The 22255-nt window shown below is 70.3% G+C and carries 20 protein-coding genes; 14 read left to right on the forward strand and 6 right to left on the reverse strand.

Annotated elements, in window-relative coordinates:
• The first annotated feature begins 32 nt into the window (after positions 1–32).
• Positions 33–2651, forward strand: coding sequence for a phosphoenolpyruvate carboxylase (locus ETD85_RS19510; RefSeq protein ID WP_138691168.1), 2619 nt, complete (start codon positions 33–35; stop codon positions 2649–2651).
• 36 nt (positions 2652–2687) lie between these two features.
• Here the strand turns inward: ETD85_RS19510 and ETD85_RS19515 are convergent, their stop codons facing one another.
• The 4 genes from ETD85_RS19515 to ETD85_RS19530 form a co-directional block, all read right to left on the reverse strand.
• Positions 2688–3935, reverse strand: a complete 1248-nt coding sequence (locus ETD85_RS19515; RefSeq protein ID WP_138691169.1) for an SGNH/GDSL hydrolase family protein — start codon at positions 3933–3935, stop codon at positions 2688–2690.
• A 119-nt stretch (positions 3936–4054) separates the two neighbouring features.
• Positions 4055–5134, reverse strand: coding sequence for an epoxide hydrolase family protein (locus ETD85_RS19520; protein WP_138691170.1), 1080 nt, complete (start codon positions 5132–5134; stop codon positions 4055–4057).
• Between the two features lie 78 nt (positions 5135–5212).
• Positions 5213–6052 (reverse strand): formate dehydrogenase accessory sulfurtransferase FdhD, encoded by an 840-nt coding sequence (gene fdhD / locus ETD85_RS19525; protein ID WP_138691171.1) that lies wholly within the window; start codon positions 6050–6052, stop codon positions 5213–5215.
• A complete protein-coding gene (locus tag ETD85_RS19530) occupies positions 6049–8253 on the reverse strand; it encodes an FdhF/YdeP family oxidoreductase (RefSeq protein ID WP_138691172.1) in 2205 nt (734 codons plus the stop codon). Before ETD85_RS19530 ends, fdhD begins: the two co-directional genes overlap by 4 nt.
• Positions 8254–8312: 59 nt before the next feature.
• On the opposite strand from ETD85_RS19530, the gene ETD85_RS19535 reads away from it, so the two are divergent.
• The 9 genes from ETD85_RS19535 to ETD85_RS19575 all read left to right on the forward strand — a co-directional run bounded on the left by ETD85_RS19535 (position 8313) and on the right by ETD85_RS19575 (position 15944).
• Positions 8313–9134, forward strand: coding sequence for a biotin--[acetyl-CoA-carboxylase] ligase (locus tag ETD85_RS19535; RefSeq protein WP_138691173.1), 822 nt, complete (start codon positions 8313–8315; stop codon positions 9132–9134).
• A 53-nt stretch (positions 9135–9187) separates the two neighbouring features.
• Positions 9188–9703: a PH domain-containing protein gene (locus tag ETD85_RS19540; RefSeq protein WP_138691174.1), complete on the forward strand. Its 516-nt coding sequence runs from the start codon at positions 9188–9190 to the stop codon at positions 9701–9703.
• Between the two features lie 14 nt (positions 9704–9717).
• On the forward strand, positions 9718–10695 hold the full coding sequence (locus tag ETD85_RS19545; RefSeq protein WP_138691175.1) for an adenylate/guanylate cyclase domain-containing protein: 978 nt from the start codon (positions 9718–9720) through the stop codon (positions 10693–10695).
• 15 nt (positions 10696–10710) lie between these two features.
• Positions 10711–11796 (forward strand): S-(hydroxymethyl)mycothiol dehydrogenase, encoded by a 1086-nt coding sequence (locus tag ETD85_RS19550; protein WP_138691176.1) that lies wholly within the window; start codon positions 10711–10713, stop codon positions 11794–11796.
• Positions 11796–12416 (forward strand): MBL fold metallo-hydrolase, encoded by a 621-nt coding sequence (locus tag ETD85_RS19555; RefSeq protein ID WP_138691177.1) that lies wholly within the window; start codon positions 11796–11798, stop codon positions 12414–12416. Before ETD85_RS19550 ends, ETD85_RS19555 begins: the two co-directional genes overlap by 1 nt.
• A gap of 129 nt (positions 12417–12545) precedes the next feature.
• A complete protein-coding gene (locus ETD85_RS19560) occupies positions 12546–12722 on the forward strand; it encodes a (2Fe-2S)-binding protein (RefSeq protein ID WP_138691178.1) in 177 nt (58 codons plus the stop codon).
• Between the two features lie 25 nt (positions 12723–12747).
• Complete coding sequence (gene bfr / locus ETD85_RS19565; protein ID WP_138691179.1) at positions 12748–13233, forward strand: bacterioferritin; 486 nt, start codon at positions 12748–12750, stop codon at positions 13231–13233.
• A gap of 758 nt (positions 13234–13991) precedes the next feature.
• Positions 13992–14660: a response regulator transcription factor gene (locus ETD85_RS19570; protein ID WP_043620820.1), complete on the forward strand. Its 669-nt coding sequence runs from the start codon at positions 13992–13994 to the stop codon at positions 14658–14660.
• Between the two features lie 3 nt (positions 14661–14663).
• The gene (locus tag ETD85_RS19575) at positions 14664–15944 is read left to right on the forward strand and encodes an ATP-binding protein (RefSeq protein ID WP_138691180.1); all 1281 of its coding nucleotides are present in this window, start codon (positions 14664–14666) and stop codon (positions 15942–15944) included.
• On the opposite strand, the gene ETD85_RS19580 is transcribed toward ETD85_RS19575, so the two are convergent.
• A complete protein-coding gene (locus tag ETD85_RS19580; RefSeq protein WP_138691181.1) occupies positions 15928–16410 on the reverse strand; it encodes a GtrA family protein in 483 nt (160 codons plus the stop codon). The two genes, ETD85_RS19575 and ETD85_RS19580, sit on opposite strands and share 17 nt — an antisense overlap.
• Before the next feature lie 356 nt (positions 16411–16766).
• Between ETD85_RS19580 and ETD85_RS19585 the strand changes: the two genes are divergently transcribed.
• The 3 genes from ETD85_RS19585 (at position 16767) to ETD85_RS19595 (ending at position 19415) form a co-directional block, all read left to right on the forward strand.
• On the forward strand, positions 16767–17915 hold the full coding sequence (locus ETD85_RS19585; RefSeq protein WP_138691182.1) for a 5-(carboxyamino)imidazole ribonucleotide synthase: 1149 nt from the start codon (positions 16767–16769) through the stop codon (positions 17913–17915).
• Positions 17912–18421, forward strand: a complete 510-nt coding sequence (gene purE, locus ETD85_RS19590; RefSeq protein WP_138691183.1) for a 5-(carboxyamino)imidazole ribonucleotide mutase — start codon at positions 17912–17914, stop codon at positions 18419–18421. The genes ETD85_RS19585 and purE overlap by 4 nt, the downstream gene beginning before the upstream one ends.
• A 115-nt stretch (positions 18422–18536) precedes the next feature.
• Positions 18537–19415 (forward strand): GNAT family N-acetyltransferase, encoded by an 879-nt coding sequence (locus ETD85_RS19595; protein ID WP_138691184.1) that lies wholly within the window; start codon positions 18537–18539, stop codon positions 19413–19415.
• Positions 19416–19582: 167 nt separating this feature from the next.
• Here the strand turns inward: ETD85_RS19595 and ETD85_RS19600 are convergent, their stop codons facing one another.
• Positions 19583–20896, reverse strand: a complete 1314-nt coding sequence (locus ETD85_RS19600) for a UDP-glucose dehydrogenase family protein (protein ID WP_138691185.1) — start codon at positions 20894–20896, stop codon at positions 19583–19585.
• A gap of 125 nt (positions 20897–21021) precedes the next feature.
• Here ETD85_RS19600 and ETD85_RS19605 point away from each other — a divergent pair, with 125 nt between their 5' ends.
• Positions 21022–22185 carry an acyl-CoA dehydrogenase family protein gene (locus tag ETD85_RS19605; protein ID WP_138691186.1) on the forward strand — a complete coding sequence of 388 codons (1164 nt, stop codon included), beginning with the start codon at positions 21022–21024 and terminating at the stop codon, positions 22183–22185.
• Positions 22186–22255 lie beyond the last annotated feature (70 nt).

A 22255-nucleotide genomic window follows, 5' to 3' on the forward strand; every position in this document is an offset into this window, starting at 1 on the left:
GGGCTCGGGAATCGACTCGATATCGTCGAAGAATGATTGACCAGGGGCTCGAACGTCGTAGCGCCGCCGTAGAGATGCCGGACGAGTTGCGCCACGACGTGCGCCTGCTCGGCAAGCTGCTCGGGCAGGTGCTCGCCGAGCAGGGCGGTGAAGACCTGCTGGCAGACGTCGAACGGCTGCGCAAGGCCGTCATCGCAGCGCGCAGGGGTGAGATCTCGGCTGACGAGATCACCGCCATGGTCTCCGAGTGGGAGATCGAACGCCTGGTGGAGATCGCCCGCGCGTTCACATGCTATTTCCACCTGGCGAACTTGGCCGAGGAGCACTACCGCATCCGCACGCTCAGGGAGCGGGACGCAGGGGGGTGGGTCCAGCGGGAGTCGCTGGCCCAGGCCGTACACGATCTCGGGCACGACCGTGTCACCGAGCTGCTGGCGGGCCTGGAGCTGCACCCCGTGCTCACCGCGCACCCCACGGAGGCGCGCAGGAGGGCGGTGGTCACCGCCATCCAGCGGATCAGCGGCCAGCTCACCGAATACAACACGCCCGGCCGCGGCGCCTCCGAGCGCGCGGAAAGCAAGCGGCGCCTGCTGGAGGAGATCGACCTGCTGTGGCGCACCGCCCAGCTCCGCTCCACCAAGCTCGACCCGCTCGACGAGGTCCGCACGGCCATGGCCGCGTTCGACGAGACGCTGTTCCGCATGGTGCCGCAGGTCTACCGCGCGCTCGACGCGGCGCTCGACGACCGCACCGGCACCCGGCCGCCGCAGGCCAGGCCCTTCATCCGGTACGGCAGCTGGATCGGCGGCGACCGTGACGGCAACCCGAACGTCACCTCCAAGGTCACCCGCGAGACCATCCAGATCCAGTCCGAGCACGTGCTGACCGCGCTGGAGACCGCCTGCACGCGCATCGCCCGCACGCTGACCGCCTCGGCCCAGTTCGCCCCCAGCTCGGCCGCGCTGAAGTCGGCGCTGGCCGCGGCCGTGGACGCCAATCCCGAGGTGGTCTCCGAGCTGGCCACCCGCTCGCCACGCGAGCCGCACCGGCAGTGGCTGCTGTTCGTGGCCGCGCGCATCGCCGCCACCCGCCGCCGTGACCTCGACCTGGCCTACCGCTCGCCCGCCGAGCTGCTCGCCGACCTGAGCGTGGCGCAGGAGTCGCTGGCCGCCTCCTCGCCGCGGCAGGCGTACGGCGAGCTGCAGCACCTCATGTGGCAGGTGGAGACGTTCGGCTTCCACCTGGCCGAGCTGGAGGTGCGCCAGCACTCCCAAGTGCACGCGGCCGCGCTGGAGGAGCTGCGGGCCGGCGGCGAGCTGTCCGAGCGCACCGAGGAGGTCCTGGCCACGATCCGGGTGATCGCCTGGATCCAGGAGCGGTTCGGCGTGACGGCCTGCTCCCGCTACGTGGTCTCCTTCACCCGCTCGGCCGACGACATCGCGGCCGTCTACGAGCTGGCCGACTTCGCGCTCGGCGAGCGCGCGCCCGTGCTCGACGTGGTGCCGCTGTTCGAGTCGGGCCAGGACCTGGCCAACTCGCCGGACGTGCTGTCGGGCATGCTGGAGATCCCGCAGATGAGCCGGCGCCTGGCCGACACCGGCCGGCGCATGGAGATCATGCTCGGCTACTCCGACTCGGCCAAGGAGCTCGGCCCCGCCGCCGCCACGCTGCGGCTCTACGAGGCGCAGGAGGAGCTGACCGCCTGGGCCGCGAAGCACGACGTGAAGCTGCGCATGTTCCACGGCCGCGGCGGCGCGCTCGGCCGCGGCGGCGGCCCGGCCAACCGCGCGGTGCTGGCCCAGGCCCCCGGCTCGGTCGCCGGCCGGTTCAAGGTCACCGAGCAGGGCGAGGTCATCTTCGCCCGCTACGGCCACATCGCCATCGCCCGCCGCCACCTGGAGCAGGTGGCCAACGCCGTGCTGCTGGCCTCCTCGCCCACGGTCGGCTCCCGCACTGCGGCCGCCGCCGAGCGCTTCCGCGGCCTGGCCGGGCAGGTGGCCACGGCCTCCGAGCAGGCCTACCGGGCGCTGACCGAGGCGCCGGGCTTCCCCGAGTGGTTCGGTCTGGTCAGCCCGCTGGAGGAGATCGGCACGCTGCGCCTCGGCTCGCGTCCCGCGCGCCGCGGTCTGGGCGCGCCGCGCTCGCTCGACGACCTGCGGGCCATCCCGTGGGTGTTCGCCTGGGCGCAGACGCGGGTCAACCTCCCCGGCTGGTACGGCCTGGGCACCGGCCTGGCCTCGGTCGGCTCCCTGGACGAGCTGCGGGCGGCGTACGCGGAGTGGCCGCTGTTCAACGTGATGCTGGACAACGCCGAGATGTCGCTGGCCAAGACCGACCGCTCGATCGCCGAGAGCTACCTGGCTCTGGGCGGCAGGGAGGACTTCGCCCGGCAGGTGCTGGAGGAGTACGACCGGACCCGCGAGCTGGTGCTGCGGGTCACGGGCCACACCCGGCTGCTGGAGAACCGCAAGGTGCTCTCGCGGGCCGTCCAGCTCCGCGACCCGTACGTGGACGCGCTGTCGCACCTCCAGCTCAGGGCCCTGCGCTCGCTGCGCACCGGCAACCCGTCCGAGCAGGAGCGCGAGCGGCTGTCCACGCTCCTGCTGCTGTCGGTCAACGGGGTGGCAGCGGGCCTGCAGAACACCGGCTGACCGGCAGAACACCGGCAGCCCCCCGGCCGGTGAGCGTCACAGGCTGTTCAGGTCGACGGCGGCGGCCATCGCGTCCAGGCCCGCGTCGTTCGGGTGCAGGCCGTCGCCCGGCCGGCCGTCACGCACGTCGTACTCGGGCCGAAGCCGGTCCGGGTCGGCCGGGTCGGCCACGGCGTGCTCGAAGTCCACGACCGCGTCGTACTCGCCGCTCGTCCGGATCCAGGCGTTGACCGCGTCGCGCACCTGCTCGCGGTCGCCCACGTCGAAGTACGAGCCCTTGAACGGCACGATCGTCCCGCCGATGATCCGGATGCCGGCGGCATGGGCGGCCCTGATCAGCGCCCGGTGGCCGTCGATGATCTGCGCGGCGCTCACCTCGGGGTTCGGCGACGTGCACTCGCCCGGGATGAGCGAGTAGCCGATGTCGTTGATCCCCTCCATGACGATCACCGACCGCACGCCCGGCCGGTCGAGCACGTCCCGCCGGAACCGCGCGGAGGCCCGCTCGCCGAAGCAGGGGGAGCCGTTGAGCAGCCGGTTGCCGGAGATGCCGGAGTTGACCACGCCCAGCCGCCGGCCCGTGGCGGCCAGACGCTCGGCGAGCTGATCGGGATAGCGGTTGGCGGCGTCCTGGGTGGAGCCGGTGCCGTCGGTGATGGAGTCGCCGAAGGCCACCACCGAGCGGGCCGGGCCCAGGACGTCCACGCCGGTCAGGTAGTACCAGGAGGCCGTGGTGCCGGTGAAGGCCGTGCCACGCGGGTCGAAGCGGCGGTCGCCGCCGGCGCGGTAGGACGTGGCCGAGGCGATGTCGTGATAGGTCGCCGGGCCGGTCGGGGCGGCGAAGTAGAGGGTCACGGCCAGCCGGTCGAGCGCGGTGGCGGGCAGCGGGACGGGGTCGCTGACGGTCTCCGCGCCGGCCGGGATCACGGTGGCCGCCGCGTGCCCGAAGGTGACCGGCCGCAGGGTGCCCGGGCGCAGCGCGGCGCCGGCGCCGGCCCTGGCCAGGCTCGCGCCGTGCACCTTGAGCGGGGTGGCGCCGTACGCGTTGGACAGCCGGATCCGTACGGCGGCGCCGCCCGTGCTGAGCCGGACGACCTGGCGGACGGACTGGGCGGCGAAGCCGGCCTGCGACCAGTTGGGGGCGAACACGCCGGCCGCCGGCTGCTGCGGAGCCGCGCCCCACGAGCCCGACCACCGGCCGGTGCCCGCGGACGCGGGCAGGCCGGGGACCGACAGGGCGGCGGCCGTCACCGCGGCCGCCATGGCGATCAGGAGTTTTCGCATCGCTCTCTCCGCTCTTGTCGGGATACGCGCACGACGGTAGGAGCGAAAGCGGCAAAGTTCGTTCCTCGATGCTCGAAGGGGGCGTGGCCGATGTCGGCCACGCCCCCTTCGAGCGGGATTCAGCGGAGGCTGTCGAAGAAGGCGCGGATGTCGGAGGTGAGCGCCTCGGTGGCGGTGTGGGCGGTGTAGTGGCCGCGGGCCGGGGCCGCCAGCGTCTTCCAGGAGACGATGCCGGTGTGGTCGCGGTCGGCGAAGCGGCGGATCGACTTGAAGTCACCCTCGCCCATGGCCAGCGCGGTCGGCACGGTGGTGGGCTCCTTGGGCTGCTCGGCGCGGGCGTTCTCCCAGTAGAGGCGCAGCGCGGAGCCCGCGGTGCCGGTGAACCAGTAGATCGCGGCGTGGGTGAGCACGAAGTCGTCGTCGAGGTCCTCGTCCAGGAGCTGCGCCAGCCAGCCCACCAGCCCGGCGGGGGAGTCGGCGAGCGCGTGGGCGAGGGTCTGCGGCTGCTGCGACTGCAGCACGTTGAACGCGCCCTTCTCCTTCCAGAACCAGTCGAGCACGGCCAGCCCCGCCCGCTCCTCCTCGCTCAGCTCGGCGAACTCGGCCGGGTCGCCCGACGGGAAGGAGAACAGCTGCGTGACGTGCACGCCCACGACGCGATCAGGCGCGATCCTGCCGATCTCCGGCGAGATCATCGAGCCGGCGTCGTTGCCGACCGCGCCGTAGCGCTCGTAGCCGAGCCGGCTCATCAGCTCGTCCCAGGCCCGGGCGATGCGTAGGTTGTTCCAGCCCAGCTCCTTGGTCGGGCCGGAGAAGCCGTAGCCGGGCAGCGAGGGGATGACCAGGTGGAAGTGGCTCGACAGGGGCTCGATGGCGTCGAGGTATTCGGCGATCGAGCCGGGCCAGCCGTGGGTGAGGATGAGCGGCAGGGCGTCGGGGTTGTCGGAGCGTACGTGGATGAAGTGGATGTTCTGCCCGTCGATCTCGGTGGTGAACTGCGGGTACGCGTTGAGCCTGGCCTCCTGCGCCCGCCAGTCGAACCCGTCGCGCCAGCGGGTGACCAGCCGCCGGACCCGCTCGACGGCCACGCCCTGGTCGGCGCCGTCGATCTCGTCGGTGAAGCGGGTCATCGCGAGGCGGGTCTGGAGGTCGTCGAGGTCGGCCTGGGAGATCTCGACGCGGAAGGGGGTGATGCTCATGGCTGATCCTCTCGAAGAAACGTGCGGAACGGCTCGTTCTGTTCCAACTCTAACAGAACGGAATGCTTTATTCCACAGTTAGCCGAGAATTCGTTCCTGACCCGCGTACACGTTGCAGCGCTCACCACGCAGGAAGCCGACCAGCGTCATGCCGAACTCCCTGGCCAGCTCCACGGCCAGCGACGACGGCGCCGACACCGCGCACACGACCGCGATCCCGGCCGCCAGCGCCTTCTGCATGATCTCGTAGCTGGCCCGCCCGCTGACCATGAGCACGTGCTCGGCCAGCGGCAGCCGTTCGGTCAGCCCGGCCCACCCGACCAGCTTGTCCACCGCGTTGTGCCGGCCCACGTCCTCCCGCAGCGCAACGAGCATCCCGGTGGCGGAGAACAGCCCGGCGGCGTGCAGCCCGCCCGTCTTGCCGAACACCCCCTGCGCCTGGCGCAACGTGTCGGGCAGCCCGTACAGCAGGCCGGGGGTGAGCTCCAGCAGGCCCTTGGGGATGGGTACGCAGCGGTCGCGCAGCGCGTCGAGGCTGGCCGAGCCGCAGACGCCGCACGCGCTGGAGGTGAGGAAGTGGCGGTCCAGGGCGGGCAGGTCGGGGATGGGGCCGTGCAGGCGTACCGTCACCGTGTTGTAGCGGGCCTCGGGCGGGAGGTCCTCGTCGGTGCAGTACGCGATGGCCGCGATCTCCTTCGGCCCGGCCAGCCCTTCTCCGTGCAGGAACCCGGCGGCCAGCTCGAAATCGTGCCCGGGCGTGCGCATGGTGATGGCCACGGTCCTGCGCGCGCCGTCGGGCGAGGTGAGGCGGATCTCCAGCGGCTCCTCGGTGGCCAGGTCGTCGCGCCGGTCCCTGGCGGTGGCCCCGGACAGCTCCCTGATCCTGGTACGGGTCGTGGGACCCGGCCGCGCCGTCACAGCGACCGCACAGTGACGAGGGCGTTGTAGTCGGGGATCCGGGCCTGCGCGGAGCGGCGGGCCTCGTCCAGCAGGACGTTGCCCTCCGGCCAGTGGACCTGGAGGTTGCCCGGCATCAGCGGGGCCCGCAGGACTTTGCCGCGGTAGGTCCGCTCGCCCGAGCGCAGCTCGACCTCGGCCCCGTCGGGCAGGCCCAGCCGGTCGGCGTCGTACGGGCTCATCAGCACGGCCTCGCGCATCGCGCCGTTGAAGCCGTCGCGCCGCTCGTGCACCATGCTGTTGAACTGCTTGCCGCGCCTGGTCGCCACCATGAACGAGCCGTCGGGACGCTCCAGCGCGGGCGGCTCGACAGCGGAGAACCTGGCCAGGCCGTCGGGTGTCTGGAAGCGCCCGTCGGCGAACAGGTGGCGCCCGCCGTACTGGACGTTGTCCCCGAACTTGGTCAGAGCGGCGATTCCCTTGTAGAAGGGGACGGCCTGCTCGATCTCCGCACGGATCTGCGGGGTGCCGGCGAACCGGACGCTCTGGGCGAGCTCGGGCCGCGTCCTGGCGGCCAGCTCGGTGAAGATCTTCCACTCCGGCCATGCCTCGCCGACGCGCGGCCCCTCGACCTCGGGCGAGAAGATGATTCGCCGCTCGGTGGAGGTCTCGGTCACGCCGCCGACCATCTCGTAGCGGGTCTGCGCGGGCAGCAGCAGCACGTCACCGGCGCCCGGCACCAGCATCTGGGACGACAGCACGATGTCGATGTGCACCCTGAGCCTGAGCCGGGCCAGGGCCTCGCGGCAGTAGGCGGGGTCGGGCAGGACCTCCAGGAAGTTGCCGCCCGAGGAGACCAGCGCGTCGAGGTCGCCGCGGTGAGCCGCGTCGATCATGTCGGTCGCGGTCAGGCCCGGCGTGGCTGGCACGTCGAACCCCCACATGTCCGCAAATTTCGTGGCATTTTCTGGCGTGATCGGCAGCCCGCCCGGCAGCCCGGTCGCGTACGCGCCCATCTCCGCCCCGCCCTGCACGCCGCTGTGCCCCCTGATCGGCATCAGCCCGCACCTGTCGCGCCCGAGGAAGCCCCCGGCCAGCGCCAGGTTCACGATCGAGCGGACGTTGTCCTCGCCGTAGGTGTGCTGCGTGATGCCCATCGACCACACGAACACCGCCGATTTCGCCTCGCCCAGCAGCTTGGCCAGCCGGAACATGTCGTCCCGCGAGGCCCCGGACAGCGCCTCCAGCTCCGCCCAGGACTGGCCGGCCAGCGCCGCGCGCACGTCCTCGAAGCCCGTGGTGCGCTGGTCGACGAACTCCTTGTCCACCCAGTCGTTCTCGATCAGGTGCTTGAGCACGCCGTTGAGGAAGCCGATGTCGCCGCCCACGTTCACCCCGAAGAACTCGTCGGTGATCTTCGTGCCGAACACGGCGGACTCGACGTTCGAGGGCACCCAGTACTTGTCCATGCCCGGCTCGCGGTAGGCGTTGACCATGGCCACGCGGGTGCCGGCCTTCTTGGCGTGGTAGAGGTACTTCATCGCGACCGGCTGGTTGTTCGACGGGTTGGAGCCGATGAACACGATCAGGTCGGAGCCGATCCAGTCGGTGTAGGAGCAGGTCGTGGCCGCCGCGCCGATCGTCTCCTTGAGCGCGACCGTCGAGGGCGAGTGGCAGATGCGGGCGGCGTTGTCGATGTTGTTGGTGCCGAGCGCCCGCACGGCCTTCTGGGCCGCGTAGTAGTTCTCGTTGGGGATGCCGCGGCTGGTCAGATAGGCGCCGAAGCGCGCTTCGCGCAGCCCGCCGGCCGCCACGCGCAGGGCCTCGTCCCAGGAGATCCGGGTGAAGCCGGGCTCGCCCGCGCGCCGCAGCATCGGGTATGGCAGCCGGCCCAGGTCCCGGAGCTCGGCGCTGCGCTTGCCGGCCAGCCCCGAGACGTCGCTCAGGACGGAGGTGTCCAAGGCGGGCATCGTGTTCAGCGGCAGCAACCGCAACCTGATATTGCACAGATGGATCTCGTCCATCGTCCAGTCGCGCATGCCCTGCGTGCCGAGCGCGCATCCGTCGCAGGTGCCCTGGTTGAGAATCCGCCAGGCGTAGCGCCTGTTGCCCTTCACCGACCTGAACGCCTTCCACAGCTCCAGGTAGTTGTTCGGCTTCCGCAACCCGAGGCCGAACGGTCGCAAAGAGGCCCAGTTGGCCGAATTCAGACGCTTGCTCATCCTTCCATCTTGCCCCCAGGCTGAGCGGCGAACAGCCGGTCATCAGCCAAGATGGGGGGATGTCCAACTCGCGCTACTCCGACCTGGAGCGGCCGCCCCTTTCCGCGGCGGCACTCAACCGCGCCCTGGTCCATCCCGGCTCCCTGTGGACCAGGGTCACCGTCGTCGAGAGCACCGGCTCGACCAACGCCGATCTGGCCGAGGCCGCCAGGGAAGGCGCCGAGGAGGGGACGGTGCTGGTGGCCGAGGCGCAGCTCTCGGGCCGCGGCCGGCTCGGCCGCACCTGGTCGGCGCCGCCGCGCTCGGGCCTGACGTTCTCGATCCTCCTCAAACCGGACGTCCCGGTCACCGCCCTGGGCTGGCTCCCCCTCCTGTACGCCGTCGCCGCCGCCTCGGCCGTACGCCGGCTGGCGGAGGTGGACGTGCGCCTCAAATGGCCCAACGACCTGCTGATCGGCGAGCGCAAGCTGGCCGGCGTGCTGGCCGAGCGGACCGACGACGGCATCGTCATCGGCATGGGGCTGAACGTGTCGCTGAGGAAGGAGGAGCTCCCCGTCGACACCGCCACGTCGCTGGGCATCGAAGAGGCGGCCTGCCTCGACCGCGATCCGCTGCTCAGAGCCGTGCTGCGGGAGGTCGAGAGCCACTACCGCGACTGGACGGCCGTGGCGGGCGACGCGGAGGCCGCCGGGCTGCACGCCGCCTACCTGATCTCCTGCGCCACGATCGGCCGGCAGGTCAGGGTGGAGCTGCCGGGCGGCCAGGCGCTGACCGGGAGGGCGACGGGCATCGACGGCTCCGGGCACCTCCAGGTGGAGTCCGGGGGCCGGCTGCACACCCTGAGCGCCGGTGACGTGGTGCACGTCCGCAGCGCGGAATGACCCGTTCTGCCGTCGGCGTAGCAGGCGGGCGGCGATGATGGCACGATTTGCCCATGACCCTTCCCGACCATCACCTGACGCAGGGTGAGCGGCGCGTCCGATCCTTCCACCCCCACTGGAAGCGGCTCGTCGTCCCCCTCCTCGCGCTGGTCCTCATCGCCGTGGCCTCAGGTGTGGCGATCTTCTTCGTCCCGGCCGAATGGGGTGACAACGCCACCTACGTCAGGCTCGGGATCGGCGTCATCGCGCTCATCCTGCTGACGATCTGGTCGTTCGTGCCCTACCTGCAGTGGAAGAACACCGGCTACGTGCTCACCACGCACCGCTTCACGATCAGCACCGGCGTGCTCAACAAGTCGACCGACGAGATCCCGATCACGAAGGTCAACACCGTCAGCTCCGACCAGACCTTCCCCGAGCGCCTGCTCGGCTGCGGCACGCTGACCGTCGAGTCCGCCAGCGACCGGGGGGAGATCGTGCTGCGCGACATCCCGCGGATCCAGGAGGTCCGCACCGAGCTGTTCCGGCTCGTCGAGGACGCCTCCGACGGAGAGGTGGACGGTCGCTGAAGTAGCCTCCTCCCGTGGACGAACCTCAGCACGGCCGGCCGACCGCGGAGGAGATCGAGCGCCTGCTCGTCGGCCAGGTGCCCCGCTACACCAAGGCGCAGGTCGCGGCCGGGGCGGGCGTGTCGCAGGAGCTGGCCGAGCGGATCTGGCGCGCGCTCGGCTTCGCCCAGCGCGCCGCCGACGCCGTGGCGTTCACCGACGCCGACGTCAAGGCCCTGAGCAGGGTACGCAGGATGCTTGACGGCGGCCTGATGGACGAGCAGACGATCGTCCGCATGGCCCGCGCGCTCGGCCAGACCACGGCCAGGCTGGCGCAGTGGCAGGCCGACATCATGATGGGCGCCCTCCTGCCGCGCGAGCCGACGGAGGAGGACATGGCGCGGGTGCTCGACACGGCGCAGCGGCTGATACCCGACTTCGAGCACGTGCTGGGCCACGTCTGGCGGGCCCAGCTCGCCGCGGCCGGCACCCGGCTGCTGGCCATCGCCGACGTCAACGACGAGCTCGTGCCGACCCGCGTGTCGATGGCCGTGGGCTTCGCCGACCTGGTGTCGTTCACCCGGCGCGCCCGCGAGCTGGACGAGAAGGCGCTGGCGGGCCTGGTCGAGGGGTTCGAGTCGCGGGCCTCCGACGTGGTGGCCTCCCACGGCGCCCGGCTGGTCAAGACGCTGGGCGACGAGGTGCTGTTCACCGCGCCGACGCCGGCCCAGGCGGCGGCGATCGCCCTCGATCTGGTCGAGACGGGCGAGGAGCTGCGGATCGGCGTGGCCTACGGCCCGGTGGTGCCGCTCATGGGCGACGTCTTCGGCACCACCGTCAATCTGGCCGCCAGGCTCACCGCCATCGCCAGACCGGGCACGATCCTGGTGGACGCCGAGCTGGCCGAGGGGCTGGCGGGGCTCGACGGGTTCGAGCTGCACCGGATCAGACGGCGGCCCGCACGTGGCCTCGGCGTGGTCCAGCCTCATGTCTTGCGGAGATCATCCTCCTGACACAAGATGGCTGGCATGCCGTACGAAGTGCAGGGCGTCATCGCCAGAGGCAAGGGCCAGGAAGTTTCGCTCGAAACGGTCATCGTGCCGGATCCGGGGCCAGGCGAGGCGGTGGTGAACGTGCAGGCCTGCGGGGTCTGCCACACCGACCTGCACTATCGTGAGGGCGGGATCAACGACGACTTCCCCTTCCTGCTCGGGCACGAGGCCGCGGGCGTGGTCGAGGCGGTCGGCGACGGCGTGACCGGCCTGGAGCCGGGCGACTTCGTGATCCTCAACTGGCGGGCCGTGTGCGGCCAGTGCCGCGCGTGCCTGCGCGGCCGTCCCTGGTACTGCTTCAACACCCACAACGCCGCCCAGAAGATGACGCTCGCCGACGGCACCGAGCTGTCGCCCGCGCTCGGCATCGGCGCGTTCCTGGAGAAGACGCTGGTCGCCGCCGGGCAGTGCACGAAGGTCTCCGCCGAGGCGCCCGCCCAGGTCGCGGGCCTGCTCGGCTGCGGCGTCATGGCCGGCATCGGCGCCGCCATCAACACCGGGGGAGTGACGCGCGGCGACAGCGTGGCCGTCATCGGCTGCGGCGGTGTCGGCGACGCGGCCATCCTCGGCGCGCAGCTCGCCGGCGCCGCCAAGATCATCGCGGTGGACGTGGACGACCGCAAGCTCGAATGGGCCCGCGGCTTCGGCGCCACCGACACCGTCAACTCGCGCGAGAGCGACCCCGTCGAGGCGATCCGCGACCTGACCGGCGGCTTCGGCGCCGACGTGGTCATCGAGGCGGTGGGCCGGCCGGAGACGTACAAGCAGGCCTTCTACGCCCGCGACCTGGCCGGCACGGTCGTCCTGGTCGGCGTGCCGACGCCGGAGATGACCCTGGAGCTGCCGCTGCTCGACGTGTTCGGGCGCGGCGGCGCGCTCAAGTCCTCCTGGTACGGCGACTGCCTGCCCTCGCGCGACTTCCCGATGCTGATCGACCTGTTCCTGCAGCACCGGCTGCCACTGGACAAGTTCGTCTCGGAGACGATCGGGCTCGACCAGGTCGAGGAGGCGTTCGCGAAGATGCACCGCGGCGAGGTGCTGCGCTCGGTGGTGGTCTTCTGATGATCGATCGGGTGATCACCTCGGGGACGTTCTCGCTGGACGGCGGCACCTGGGAGGTCGACAACAACGTCTGGCTGGTCGGTGACGCCCGCGAGGTCGTCGTCATCGACGCCGCGCACGACGCCGCCTCGATCGCCGCGCGGGTCGGCGGGCGTACGGTCAAGAGCATCGTCTGCACCCACGCGCACAACGACCACATCAACGCCGCGCGGGGGCTGGCCGAGCTGACCGGCGCGCCGATCAGGCTGCATCCCGCCGACCAGGTCCTGTGGGCGCAGGAGTACGGCGATTCGGTGCCGTACGAGCCGTTGAGCGACGGCGAGAAGATCGCGGTCGGCGGGATCACGCTGGAGGTGCTGCACACGCCCGGCCACTCGCCCGGCGCGGTCTGCCTGCACGCGCCCGAGCTGGCGGCGCTGTTCAGCGGCGACACGCTCTTCAAGGGCGGCCCCGGGGCGACCGGCCGCTCCTACTCCTCCTTCGACACGATCATCGAGTCGATCAGGAAACGCCTGCTGACGCTGCCCGCCGAGACCGTCGTGCACACCGGCCACGGCGACTCGACCTCGATCGGCGCGGAGGCCCCCCACCTGGAGGAATGGATCGCCAGGGGGAGCTGAGCGCGGGCCTTTCTCACGAGGGGTAGACGAGTGTGGCTTACCTAACGTAGGCAAGCCTAACCATGGTGAGCTATCTTAGGTGTGCCTAACCTTATGGCGCGCCACCCTTCGTGAGAGGTCAGTCCCTGGATGTACGTGTGCATTTGTCGTGCTGTGACCGAGAATGAGGTCCACGACTGCATCGCCTCCGGGGCGACGAGCGCCAGGCAGATCCGCGACACCACAGGTGCTGGTGGGGACTGTGCCCGATGTGTACGGAAGATCTGTGCGATCCTGAAACGGTCTGACGAACTGACGACCGCATAGCCGGATAGCAGCGAGGGGCCCGTTCATGCAGGGCGACAAGCAGATCATCGAGTTGCTCAACGAGCAGTTGACCGCCGAGCTCACCGCGATCAACCAGTATTTCCTGCACGCCAAGATGCAGGAGAACTGGGGGTACACCAAGCTCGCCAAGCACACCCGTGACGAGTCGATCGACGAGATGCGCCACGCCGAGCGCCTCACCGATCGCATTCTCTTCCTGGAAGGACTGCCCAACTACCAGCGCCTGGGCACTCTGCACATCGGGCAGACCGTCGAGGAACAGCTCAAGGCTGACCTGGAGGTCGAGCTGTCGGTGGTGCAGCGGCTACGGCCGGGCATCCAGCTCATGCGGGAGAAGGGTGACATCACCTCGGCCCGCATCTTCGAGGAGATCCTCGAAGACGAGGAAGAGCACATCGACTACCTGGAGACGGAGCTCTCGCTGATCCGCAGCCTGGGCGAGCAGCTCTACCTGGCGCGCTACGCCGAGCCGCCGTCCGTGGACGACTGACCCGGGTGGTGCCGGGCGGGCCCGCCCGGCACCACCCGGCGATCGTGTACGACGTCAGCCGGTCACCCGGTAGTCCAGACCGGGGGAAGCGCGGGCAGCACGTGGATCTCGTCGCGATGACTCTGCACCAGCATTTCCGACATACCGGCCGCAGCCCCGGATTCAGCCCCGGCCGGCGCCTCCCGCGCCCGCGTGTGGCGTCGTACGCTTCGTACGCCGGCCCGTTGCCCGCGAGCGCCCCGCGGATCGTCAGCCGCCCGTCCGCGACGCCGGCCCGCTCGTCGTCGTGCGGCGAGGACGCGCGCAGCGTGAACGACACCCGGCCCGGCCAGTCGGCGGAGAGTTGCCGCACCTCGGAGAGCGCCACCAGCCATGGCCCGGCCCAGTTGCCGAAGTCGTAGCCCTGCTTTGAGCCGGGACCGCGCCCGGTTGGCAGCACCAAAGGGTGAGGTCATCGGGTGTATCGGCCCCCACGAGGGACAGCGTTCACCAGCTGGGTAACTCGTGGGGTTATAGATCCGATGTGTGCCGCCGACGGGGTTGTGCTCTCGGTAAAAGATCTGCGCATCTCCCAAATGCGGGAGGCGGGAGGCTGGAGCCATCAGTTCGTGTGGCGAATCATGGCCGGAAAACCTGGTGATTTAGTCCGGAATAATCGATATTTAACTGTGTTTGCCCAGGTCAATGGATGAGTCAACGACGAGTCAAACCGCGCGCTGTGCCCGGGAAACGATCGCCTAAGGTCCTACGATCGCTTTATGACCTGCGTACTACTCGCCGAGGATGACACCTCGATTTCCGAGCCACTCGCGCGTGCGCTACGCCGCGAGGGCTATCAGGTAGAGGTGAGCCCCGACGGCCCTCAGGCCCTGGAAAGGGCTCTGTCGGGCGGCATCGACCTCATCGTTCTCGACCTTGGCCTGCCGGAGATGGACGGCCTAGAGGTCGCCCGCCGCATCCGGGCCGAGGGCCACGGCACCCCGGTGCTGATACTCACCGCCCGCGTCGATGAGGTCGACACGGTCGTCGGCCTCGACGCCGGCGCCGACGACTATGTGACCAAGCCGTTCCGGCTGGCCGAACTGCTCGCCCGCGTACGCGCGCTGCTGCGCCGCGGCACCTCGGAGACCCCGGTCGTCCAGGGCGTGCGCATCGACGCCGACTCCCGCCGCGCCTGGATGGGAGAGAAGGAGCTGCACCTGACGACCAAGGAGTTCGACCTGCTACGGGTCCTGGTCCGCGACGCGGGCAAAGTGGTCACCCGCGAGCAGATCATGCGCGAGGTCTGGGACACGAACTGGTGGGGTTCGACCAAGACGCTCGACATGCACATCTCCTGGCTACGCCGCAAGCTCGGTGACGACGCGGCCAAGCCCCGCTACATCACCACTGTCCGGGGGGTCGGCTTCAGGTTCGAGCGCGAGTAGGAGATGCGCCGCCGACTGCTCTCCTCCACCCTGGTCGTCGCGGTCATCGCGGTCCTGCTGCTGGGGGTCCCCCTGGGCGTCGTCGTCAGCCGCCTGATCGTCGACGAGGCGGCTCAGGAGCTCGGAGCGGAAGCCAAGCGTCTCGTGGGAGAGGTGGAGTACGCCCGCGTCCAGGAGACGCCGCTCGACCCTCAGCAGCTGGAGCAGAAGTACCCGGGCAGGTACATACAGATCTGGGAACGCGGAACCCCTCTGAGGGTGACCGTCGTCGGAACCCCCCCGGCGTCGGGTCACCTGATGACCGAGGACGCCCAGACCAACACCGGCGTCTACGTCCGGATAAGTCGTGACCGCGACCAGGTCGAGCGAGACGTACGCGCCCGCCTGCTGCTCATCGTGGCGCTGGCCGTGGCCGCCCTGGCGGTGGCCGTGAGCCTGGCCGTGGTGCAGTCACGCCGGCTGACGCTGCCGCTGCAGGACCTGGCGAAGATCGCCGACCGGCTGGGCTCGGGCGACGCGCGGCCGAGCAAGCACCGTTACGGGATCCCCGAGCTCGATCGGGTGGCCCAGGTGCTCGACCGCAGCGCCACCCGGATCTCCGACCTGCTCACCCGCGAGCGCGAGTTCGCTACCGACGCCTCCCACCAGCTCCGCACCCCCTTGACCGGCCTGACGATGCGTCTGGAGGAGATCGTCGCCTCCTCGCACGAGCCGGAGGTCATCCGCGAGGAGGGCGAGGCGGCGATCGTGCAGGCCGAGCGGCTCACCGCGGTGATCGACGAGCTGCTGGCCGCGGCCCGCCGCCAGCGGCACGCCCAGGCCGAGCCGGTCGCCATCGACGAGGTCCTCATCCAGCAGATCACCGAGTGGGAGCCGGTCTTCCGCGACGCGGGCCGGACCCTGCAGCTCGACGGCGCCCGTGGGCTGAAGGCGCTGGCCACCACCGGGGGCTTCGGCCAGGTCATCGCCTCGCTGCTGGAGAACTCCCTGCGCCACGGCGGTGGCACCGTGACCGTCAACACCACCAGCGGCGACAACTACATAGTGATCGAGGTCTCGGACGAGGGCCCGGGCATCGCCGACGAGATCGCACCCAAGATCTTCGAGCGGAACGTCAGCGGCGGCGGAGGCACCGGGCTCGGGCTGACCCTCGCCCGCGCGCTGGCCGCGGCCGACGGCGGCAGGCTGGAGCTGGTACGCCGGCGCCCCGTGACGTTCGCCATCTTCCTGCGTCCCGCGGAGGACGAGGACAGGAAGAACCGGGTGGTCAGCGGTCCTGCGTGACCCCGGGGTCGGGCAGCTCCACCGGAATGGGCTCGGTGGCCTCCAGGAACACCCACTTCTTGTACGACCAGTAGCGGAAGAGGGTGCCGAGCCCCACACCGAGGAAGTTGGCGATGTTGAGGCTGAGGCCGTCGTGCAGGTGGAGCGTGTATTTGGCGAAGCCGATCACCAGCAGCCCGAACAGCAGGGCGACGCCGTTCAGCAGGAAGAACAGGAAGTATTCGCGCCTCAGGCCGCTCTGCTCGCGATGGCGGAAGGTCCAGTAGCGGTTGCCCACGTAGGCGAAGGTCGCCGAGATCGTGGTCGCCAGGACTTTCGACGTCATCGGCCCCCACTCCAGCCCCAGCAGGAAGAGGTTGTAGATGCCGGTGTCGAGGACGAAGGCGATGGCGCCGATGCTGCCGAACTTGGCCAGCTCGTGGAGAAGGGAGGCGAACCGCTCGTAGAGGCGCTTGACAAAGTTCACGTCTCTGCTCGGTCCTCTCCGTAGTCGAGCTTGCCCAACCAGCGTACCGGGCGCAGTGTGGCGTGGGTGTCTGACAGATGAACATACCGCGCAAAGAACATCTTTAGAAATATCGCCCGATGCCCGGCATTCCGGGTGAGTGGGGATTACGCTGCGTTGCAGGTCGCGCCCGGACCGCTGGGCGGCCGTGCCTGCACGGCGACCCGGAACGGCCGCCCAGCCCTCCGCGCGCCACCCTCGAAGGGAGCGCGCGGCCTCCACGCCGGGCCTCCGGAACGGGCGCGTGTCCTCCGCGCGATGCCGAACTGCCTGGCCACGTCAGGAAAAGTCGGTCCGTCCCGGTAAGCTCACCTGGCGTGAGTTCTTACAGCCCCATCGGACCGGTCGTCGGCATCGTAGGCGCGGGCCAGCTGGCCAGGATGTCGCAGCCGCCCGCCATCGCGCTCGGCGTCGAGCTGCGGGTGCTGGCCAACACCCCTGAAGAGAGCGCCGCGCGAGTGATCGTCGACACGCGCATCGGAGACTACCGCGACCTTGGCGACCTCCGCGATTTCGCCAAGGGGTGCGACGCGATCACGTTCGACCACGAGCACGTGCCGACCGAGCACATCCAGGCGCTGGCCGCCAACGGCTACGTCGTGCACCCCGGCGCGGACGCGCTGGTGCACGCCCAGGACAAAGCGATCATGCGCGAGCGGCTGACCGCGATCGGCGTGCCGTGCCCGGCCTGGTCGCGCCTGTCCTCGGTCGACGACGCCACGCGTTTCGGCGACGAGCACGGCTGGCCGATGGTGCTGAAGGCGGTGCGCGGCGGCTACGACGGCCGCGGCGTGTGGGTGTGCCGGTCGGCCGTGGACGTCACGGAGGCCTTCGACACCGGCGTCGAGCTGATGGCCGAGGCGTTCGTGCCGTTCGAGCGGGAGCTGGCGGTGCTGGTGGCCCGCTCGCCGCACGGGCAGGGCGTCAGCTACCCGGTGGTCGAGACCGTGCAGCAGGACGGCATCTGCGTCGAGGTGCTCGCGCCCGCCCCCGGGCTTGACCCGGAGGCCGCCGCCGAGGCCCAGCGCATCGCGCTGCAGATCGCCCACGAGCTCGGGGTGACCGGGCTGCTGGCGGTGGAGATGTTCGAGACGGCGGCCGGGTTCGTGGTCAACGAGCTGGCCATGCGCCCGCACAACAGCGGCCACTGGACGATCGAGGGCTCGACGACCTCGCAGTTCGAGCAGCATCTGCGGGCGGTGCTCGACCTGCCGCTCGGCTCGCCCGCGACGACCGCTCCCGTCGTCGTCATGGCCAACCTGCTCGGGGGCGACGACCCCGACCTGTTCAAGCGCTACGAGCACGTGCTGGCCCACGACCCGGGCATCAAGCTGCACTTCTACGGCAAGGAGGTGCGTCCGGGCCGCAAGATCGGCCACGTGACGGCCCTCGGCACCGACCTGGAGACCGTGCGGGCCCGCGCCCGCCACGCCGCCGTCTATCTCACCACCGGGGAGTACGCATGACCGAGGCTGCCGCCCGCGTGGGCATCGTGATGGGCAGCGACTCCGACTGGCCGGTGATGAAGCTCGCCGCGGAGGCGCTCGCGGAGTTCGGCGTGGCCTTCGAGGCCGACGTCGTGTCCGCCCACCGGATGCCGGTCGAGATGATCGACTACGGCCGTCAGGCCGCCTCCAGGGGCCTCCAGGTGATCATCGCCGGCGCGGGCGGCGCGGCCCACCTGCCCGGCATGCTGGCCTCGGTCACGCCGCTGCCGGTGATCGGGGTGCCGGTGCCCCTGAAATACCTCGACGGGATGGACTCCCTGCTGTCGATCGTCCAGATGCCGGCCGGGGTGCCGGTGGCCACGGTGGCGGTGGGAGGGGCCCGTAACGCGGGGCTGCTGGCCGTACGCATCCTCGCGGCCGCCGACGCGGAGCTGCGGGAGCGGATGGAGGAGTTCCAGGTGCGGTTGAAGGAGCAGGCGTACGCCAAGGGCGAGAAGCTGCGCGCGGAGGCCGCCGGTCTCTGAGCTCCCACAAGCGTTCCCTGCCTTGGCGGTGCGCCGGTGAGGCGTCGAAGAGGGGCGATTCCGGTTGCGCCCTGAGGCCTTCTTCCCGGGAGGTTCCGGGGGCTAGGGTGCCGGGATGGACGACGTGATCAGGGGCCATGCCGCCCGCGTACGCGCCGCTGATCCGCTGGTCGCGGGCCAGGACGAGCTCAGAGAGCCGGGCGCCGCGCTGATCGAGACCCGCGCCGCGGCCGGCCTGGCCACCGAGGACCGGATCGATCCCGGCAGCATGCGAGCCTCCTGGTCCCCGCTGATCGTGCACCGGCTCCAGGCCAGGGTGAGCGGCGCCGACCCGGAGGGCGCGCTCGGCGGGCTGCTCGACCGCTGGACGGCGGGCCTGCGTCTCGACGAGCCCGGGCAGGCGCTCGCGGTGACCTGGCCGAGCCGGGACACCGCGCCGGTCCGTGCGCTGGCGGTGCGCGGCTTCGCGCCCATCGCCGTGGCGGGCGTCCGCCGTCTGCGGGAGCGCACGGTGAGCGCACCGGCCGTCCGCCGGGCCGGCGAGGGCGATCTGGTGGCCGTGGCGCGGATGTACGAGCGGCTGGTGGCGTACGACGCGCAGTTTGGCTGGGTGGCCGTGCGGCCGTCGACCTCGGCGCGCATCAAGGAGTTCCTGACCACGGAGGTGCTGTCCCTGGAGTGGTGCTGGATCGCGGAGGCAGGCGGGGAGCCGGTGGGTTGCGTCATCGTCCAGCCGCCCGCCCGGTCGGCGTGGATGGCCAGGGCCGTGAACGTGGGGCCGGTGGCGTACCTGAGCGCCATGTACGTGGAGCCGCACATGCGCGGGCAGGGCGTGGCGGCCGCGCTCACGTCGGTGGCGCACGGGCACGCGGCGGCGCAGGGCGCGACCTGGATGACGCTGCACCACGCCCTTCCGAACCCGCTCTCCACCCCGTTCTGGGCCCGCCAGGGCTACCGCCCGCTGCTCACCCAGTGGGTCCGCCACGTGCGGTGAGCGCGGATCGGCTTGGTGCGGCGGAGAGCTTGTGAGCTATGAGGGATGGCAGCGGGCTGGGGGCGTACGGGCGGCAGGGAGCTTGGAGACTAAGGGGCTACGGGCTTATAGGGGCTTGGGGGCGACAGGCTTATGAGCCATGAGCTGACAGGTTGGAACTTGGCGGGCTATGGGCGGCCGAGCGCCCGGTAATGCCAGCCGGCCGACCGCCACATCTCCGCGTTGAGCGCGTTGCGACCGTCCACGATGCGCCGGGTGGCGACCACGTCCCCCAGCTCCTCCGGATCGAGCTGCACGAACTCCTGCCACTCCGTGAGCAGCAGCACCACGTGCGCCCCGCGAACCGCTTCGACAACCGACGTGCCGTAGTTCAGCTCGGGGTGAGCCTTACGAGCGTTGTCGAGCGCGATCGGGTCGTACACGGTGACCTGTCCGCCTTGATGGCCGATGGTCACGGCGACGTCGAGGGCGGGGGAGTCGCGAATGTCGTCCGAGTTCGGCTTGAACGCCGCGCCCAGCACGCCCACGGTGCAGCCGTGGAACGAGCCGCCGGCCAGCTCCCTGGCGAGGTCCACCATGCGGGCGCGACGGCGCTTGTTGATGGCGTCCACCTCGCGCAGGAACGTCAGCGCCTGGTCGGCCCCCAGCTCGCCGGCCCGCGCCATGAAGGCCCTGATGTCCTTCGGCAGGCAGCCGCCGCCGAATCCGAGCCCGGCGTTCAGGTAGCGGCCGCCGATCCTGCTGTCGTACGACAGCGCCTCGGACAGCTGCTTGACGTCGGCGTGGGCGGTCTCGCAGACCTCGGCCATGGCGTTGATGAAGGAGATCTTGGTGGCCAGGAAGGCGTTGGCCGCCGTCTTGACCAGCTCGGACGTGGCGAAATCCGTCACCACGAACGGAACGTCGCCCAGCGGCTCGTACAGCTCACGCAGCACCTTCTCCGCACGCTCGGTGCGAACGCCCAGCACGATGCGATCGGGGTGCAACGTGTCCTCGACGGCGAAGCCCTCGCGCAGAAACTCGGGGTTCCAGGCCAGCTCGGCCTCGCCGCCGGCCGGGGCCAGCCGGGCGAGCTTGTCGGAGAGCCGCTCTGCCGTGCCGACGGGCACGGTGGACTTGCCCACCACCAGGCATGCGCGATCGAGGAGCGGTGCCAGGGATTCGATGGCGTTGTCGATGTATGTGACGTCTGCGGCATACTCGCCGCGTTTCTGCGGAGTGCCCACACAGACGAAGTGCACGTCCCCGAAGGCGGCGACCTCTTCGTAGGAGGTCGTGAAGCGGAGGCGGCCGGACTGCAGGCCGCGGCGGAGCACGGGCTCAAGGCCGGGTTCGTGGATGGGAAGCTCGCCGCTGTTCAGCCGGTGGATCTTGTCAGCGTCGATATCGAGGCCCAGGACGTCGAATCCGAGATCGGCCATACACGCCGCGTGCGTTATGCCCAGGTATCCGGTCCCGATCACCGTGAGGCGATATGGCACGAGTGAGCTCCTTTCGATCGCGCAGGCATGCTACCGGCCTCCGCTACCTCCTACGTGCCACCTGCACCTATTCGCAAACCGTACTGACTGGTAACAAGATGGTCGGACGTCCTAGTATTCGTCGTATGAGCTTCCCTCTTTATGCGCCCGCCGAAGAGCACGACATGCTCAGGGAGAGTGTCCGCGCCCTGGCCGACGAGAAGATCGCCCCGTATGCCGCGGCGGCCGACGAGAACGAGGAGTTCTCCTGGGACGTCTACAAGGCGCTCGTCTCGGCCGACCTGCACGCCGTACACGTGCCTGAGCAGTACGGGGGCGCGGGGGCGGACGCGCTGGCCACGGTGATCGTCATCGAGGAGGTGGCCCGCGCCTGCGCGTCCTCCTCCCTGATCCCCGCGGTCAACAAGCTGGGCACCGTCCCACTCCTGCTCTCGGCCTCGGAGGAGCTGAAGTCCCGCTACCTGCGGCCGGTGGCTCGTGGGGAGGGGATGTTCTCGTACGCGCTGTCGGAGCCGGAGGCCGGCTCGGACGCGGCGGCGATGAAGACGAAAGCGGTAGCGGACGGCGACTTCTACGTACTCAACGGCACCAAGATGTGGATCACCAACGCCGGGGTGTCGGAGTATTACACGCTGATGGCCGTCACGGACCCGTCGGCCGGGCCGCGCGGCATCTCCGCCTTCGTCGTGGAAAAGGCGGACGAGGGCGTCTCGTTCGGCCCCAAGGAGCGCAAGCTCGGCATCAAGGGCTCACCGACCCGCCAGGTGATCCTGGACAACGTACGGATCCCGGCCGATCGGATGATCGGCGCCCCGGGGACCGGCTTCAAGACCGCCCTGGCCACCCTCGACCACACCCGCATCACCATCGCCGCCCAGGCCCTGGGCATCGCGCAGGGGGCGCTCGACTACGCGATCGGCTACGTCAAGGAACGCAAGCAGTTCGGCCGCCCGATCGCCGACTTCCAGGGCCTGCAGTTCATGGTCGCCGACATGGCCATGAAGCTGGAGGCCGCCAGACAGCTCACGTACCACGCGGCGGCGAAGTCGGAGCGCGCGATGCATGGGGAGCCGCAGAAGGACCTGACGTTCCTGTCGAGCGCCGCCAAGTGCGCCGCCTCGGACGCCGCCATGGAGATCACCACGGACGCGGTCCAACTGCTGGGCGGGTACGGCTACACGAAGGACTTCCCGGTGGAGCGCATGATGCGAGACGCCAAGATCACCCAAATCTACGAGGGCACCAACCAGATCCAGCGCATGGTGATGGCCAGGCAGCTTCTCAAGTAGTCGGGTAGGTGGGCCGTGCTCACCCACCCGCTGCCCGTTTGGGTGGTTGCCTGGTGGGATCCCGCCCCGA

The sequence above is a fragment of the Nonomuraea zeae genome, from assembly GCF_005889725.1.
Lineage (GTDB): Bacteria > Actinomycetota > Actinomycetes > Streptosporangiales > Streptosporangiaceae > Nonomuraea > Nonomuraea zeae.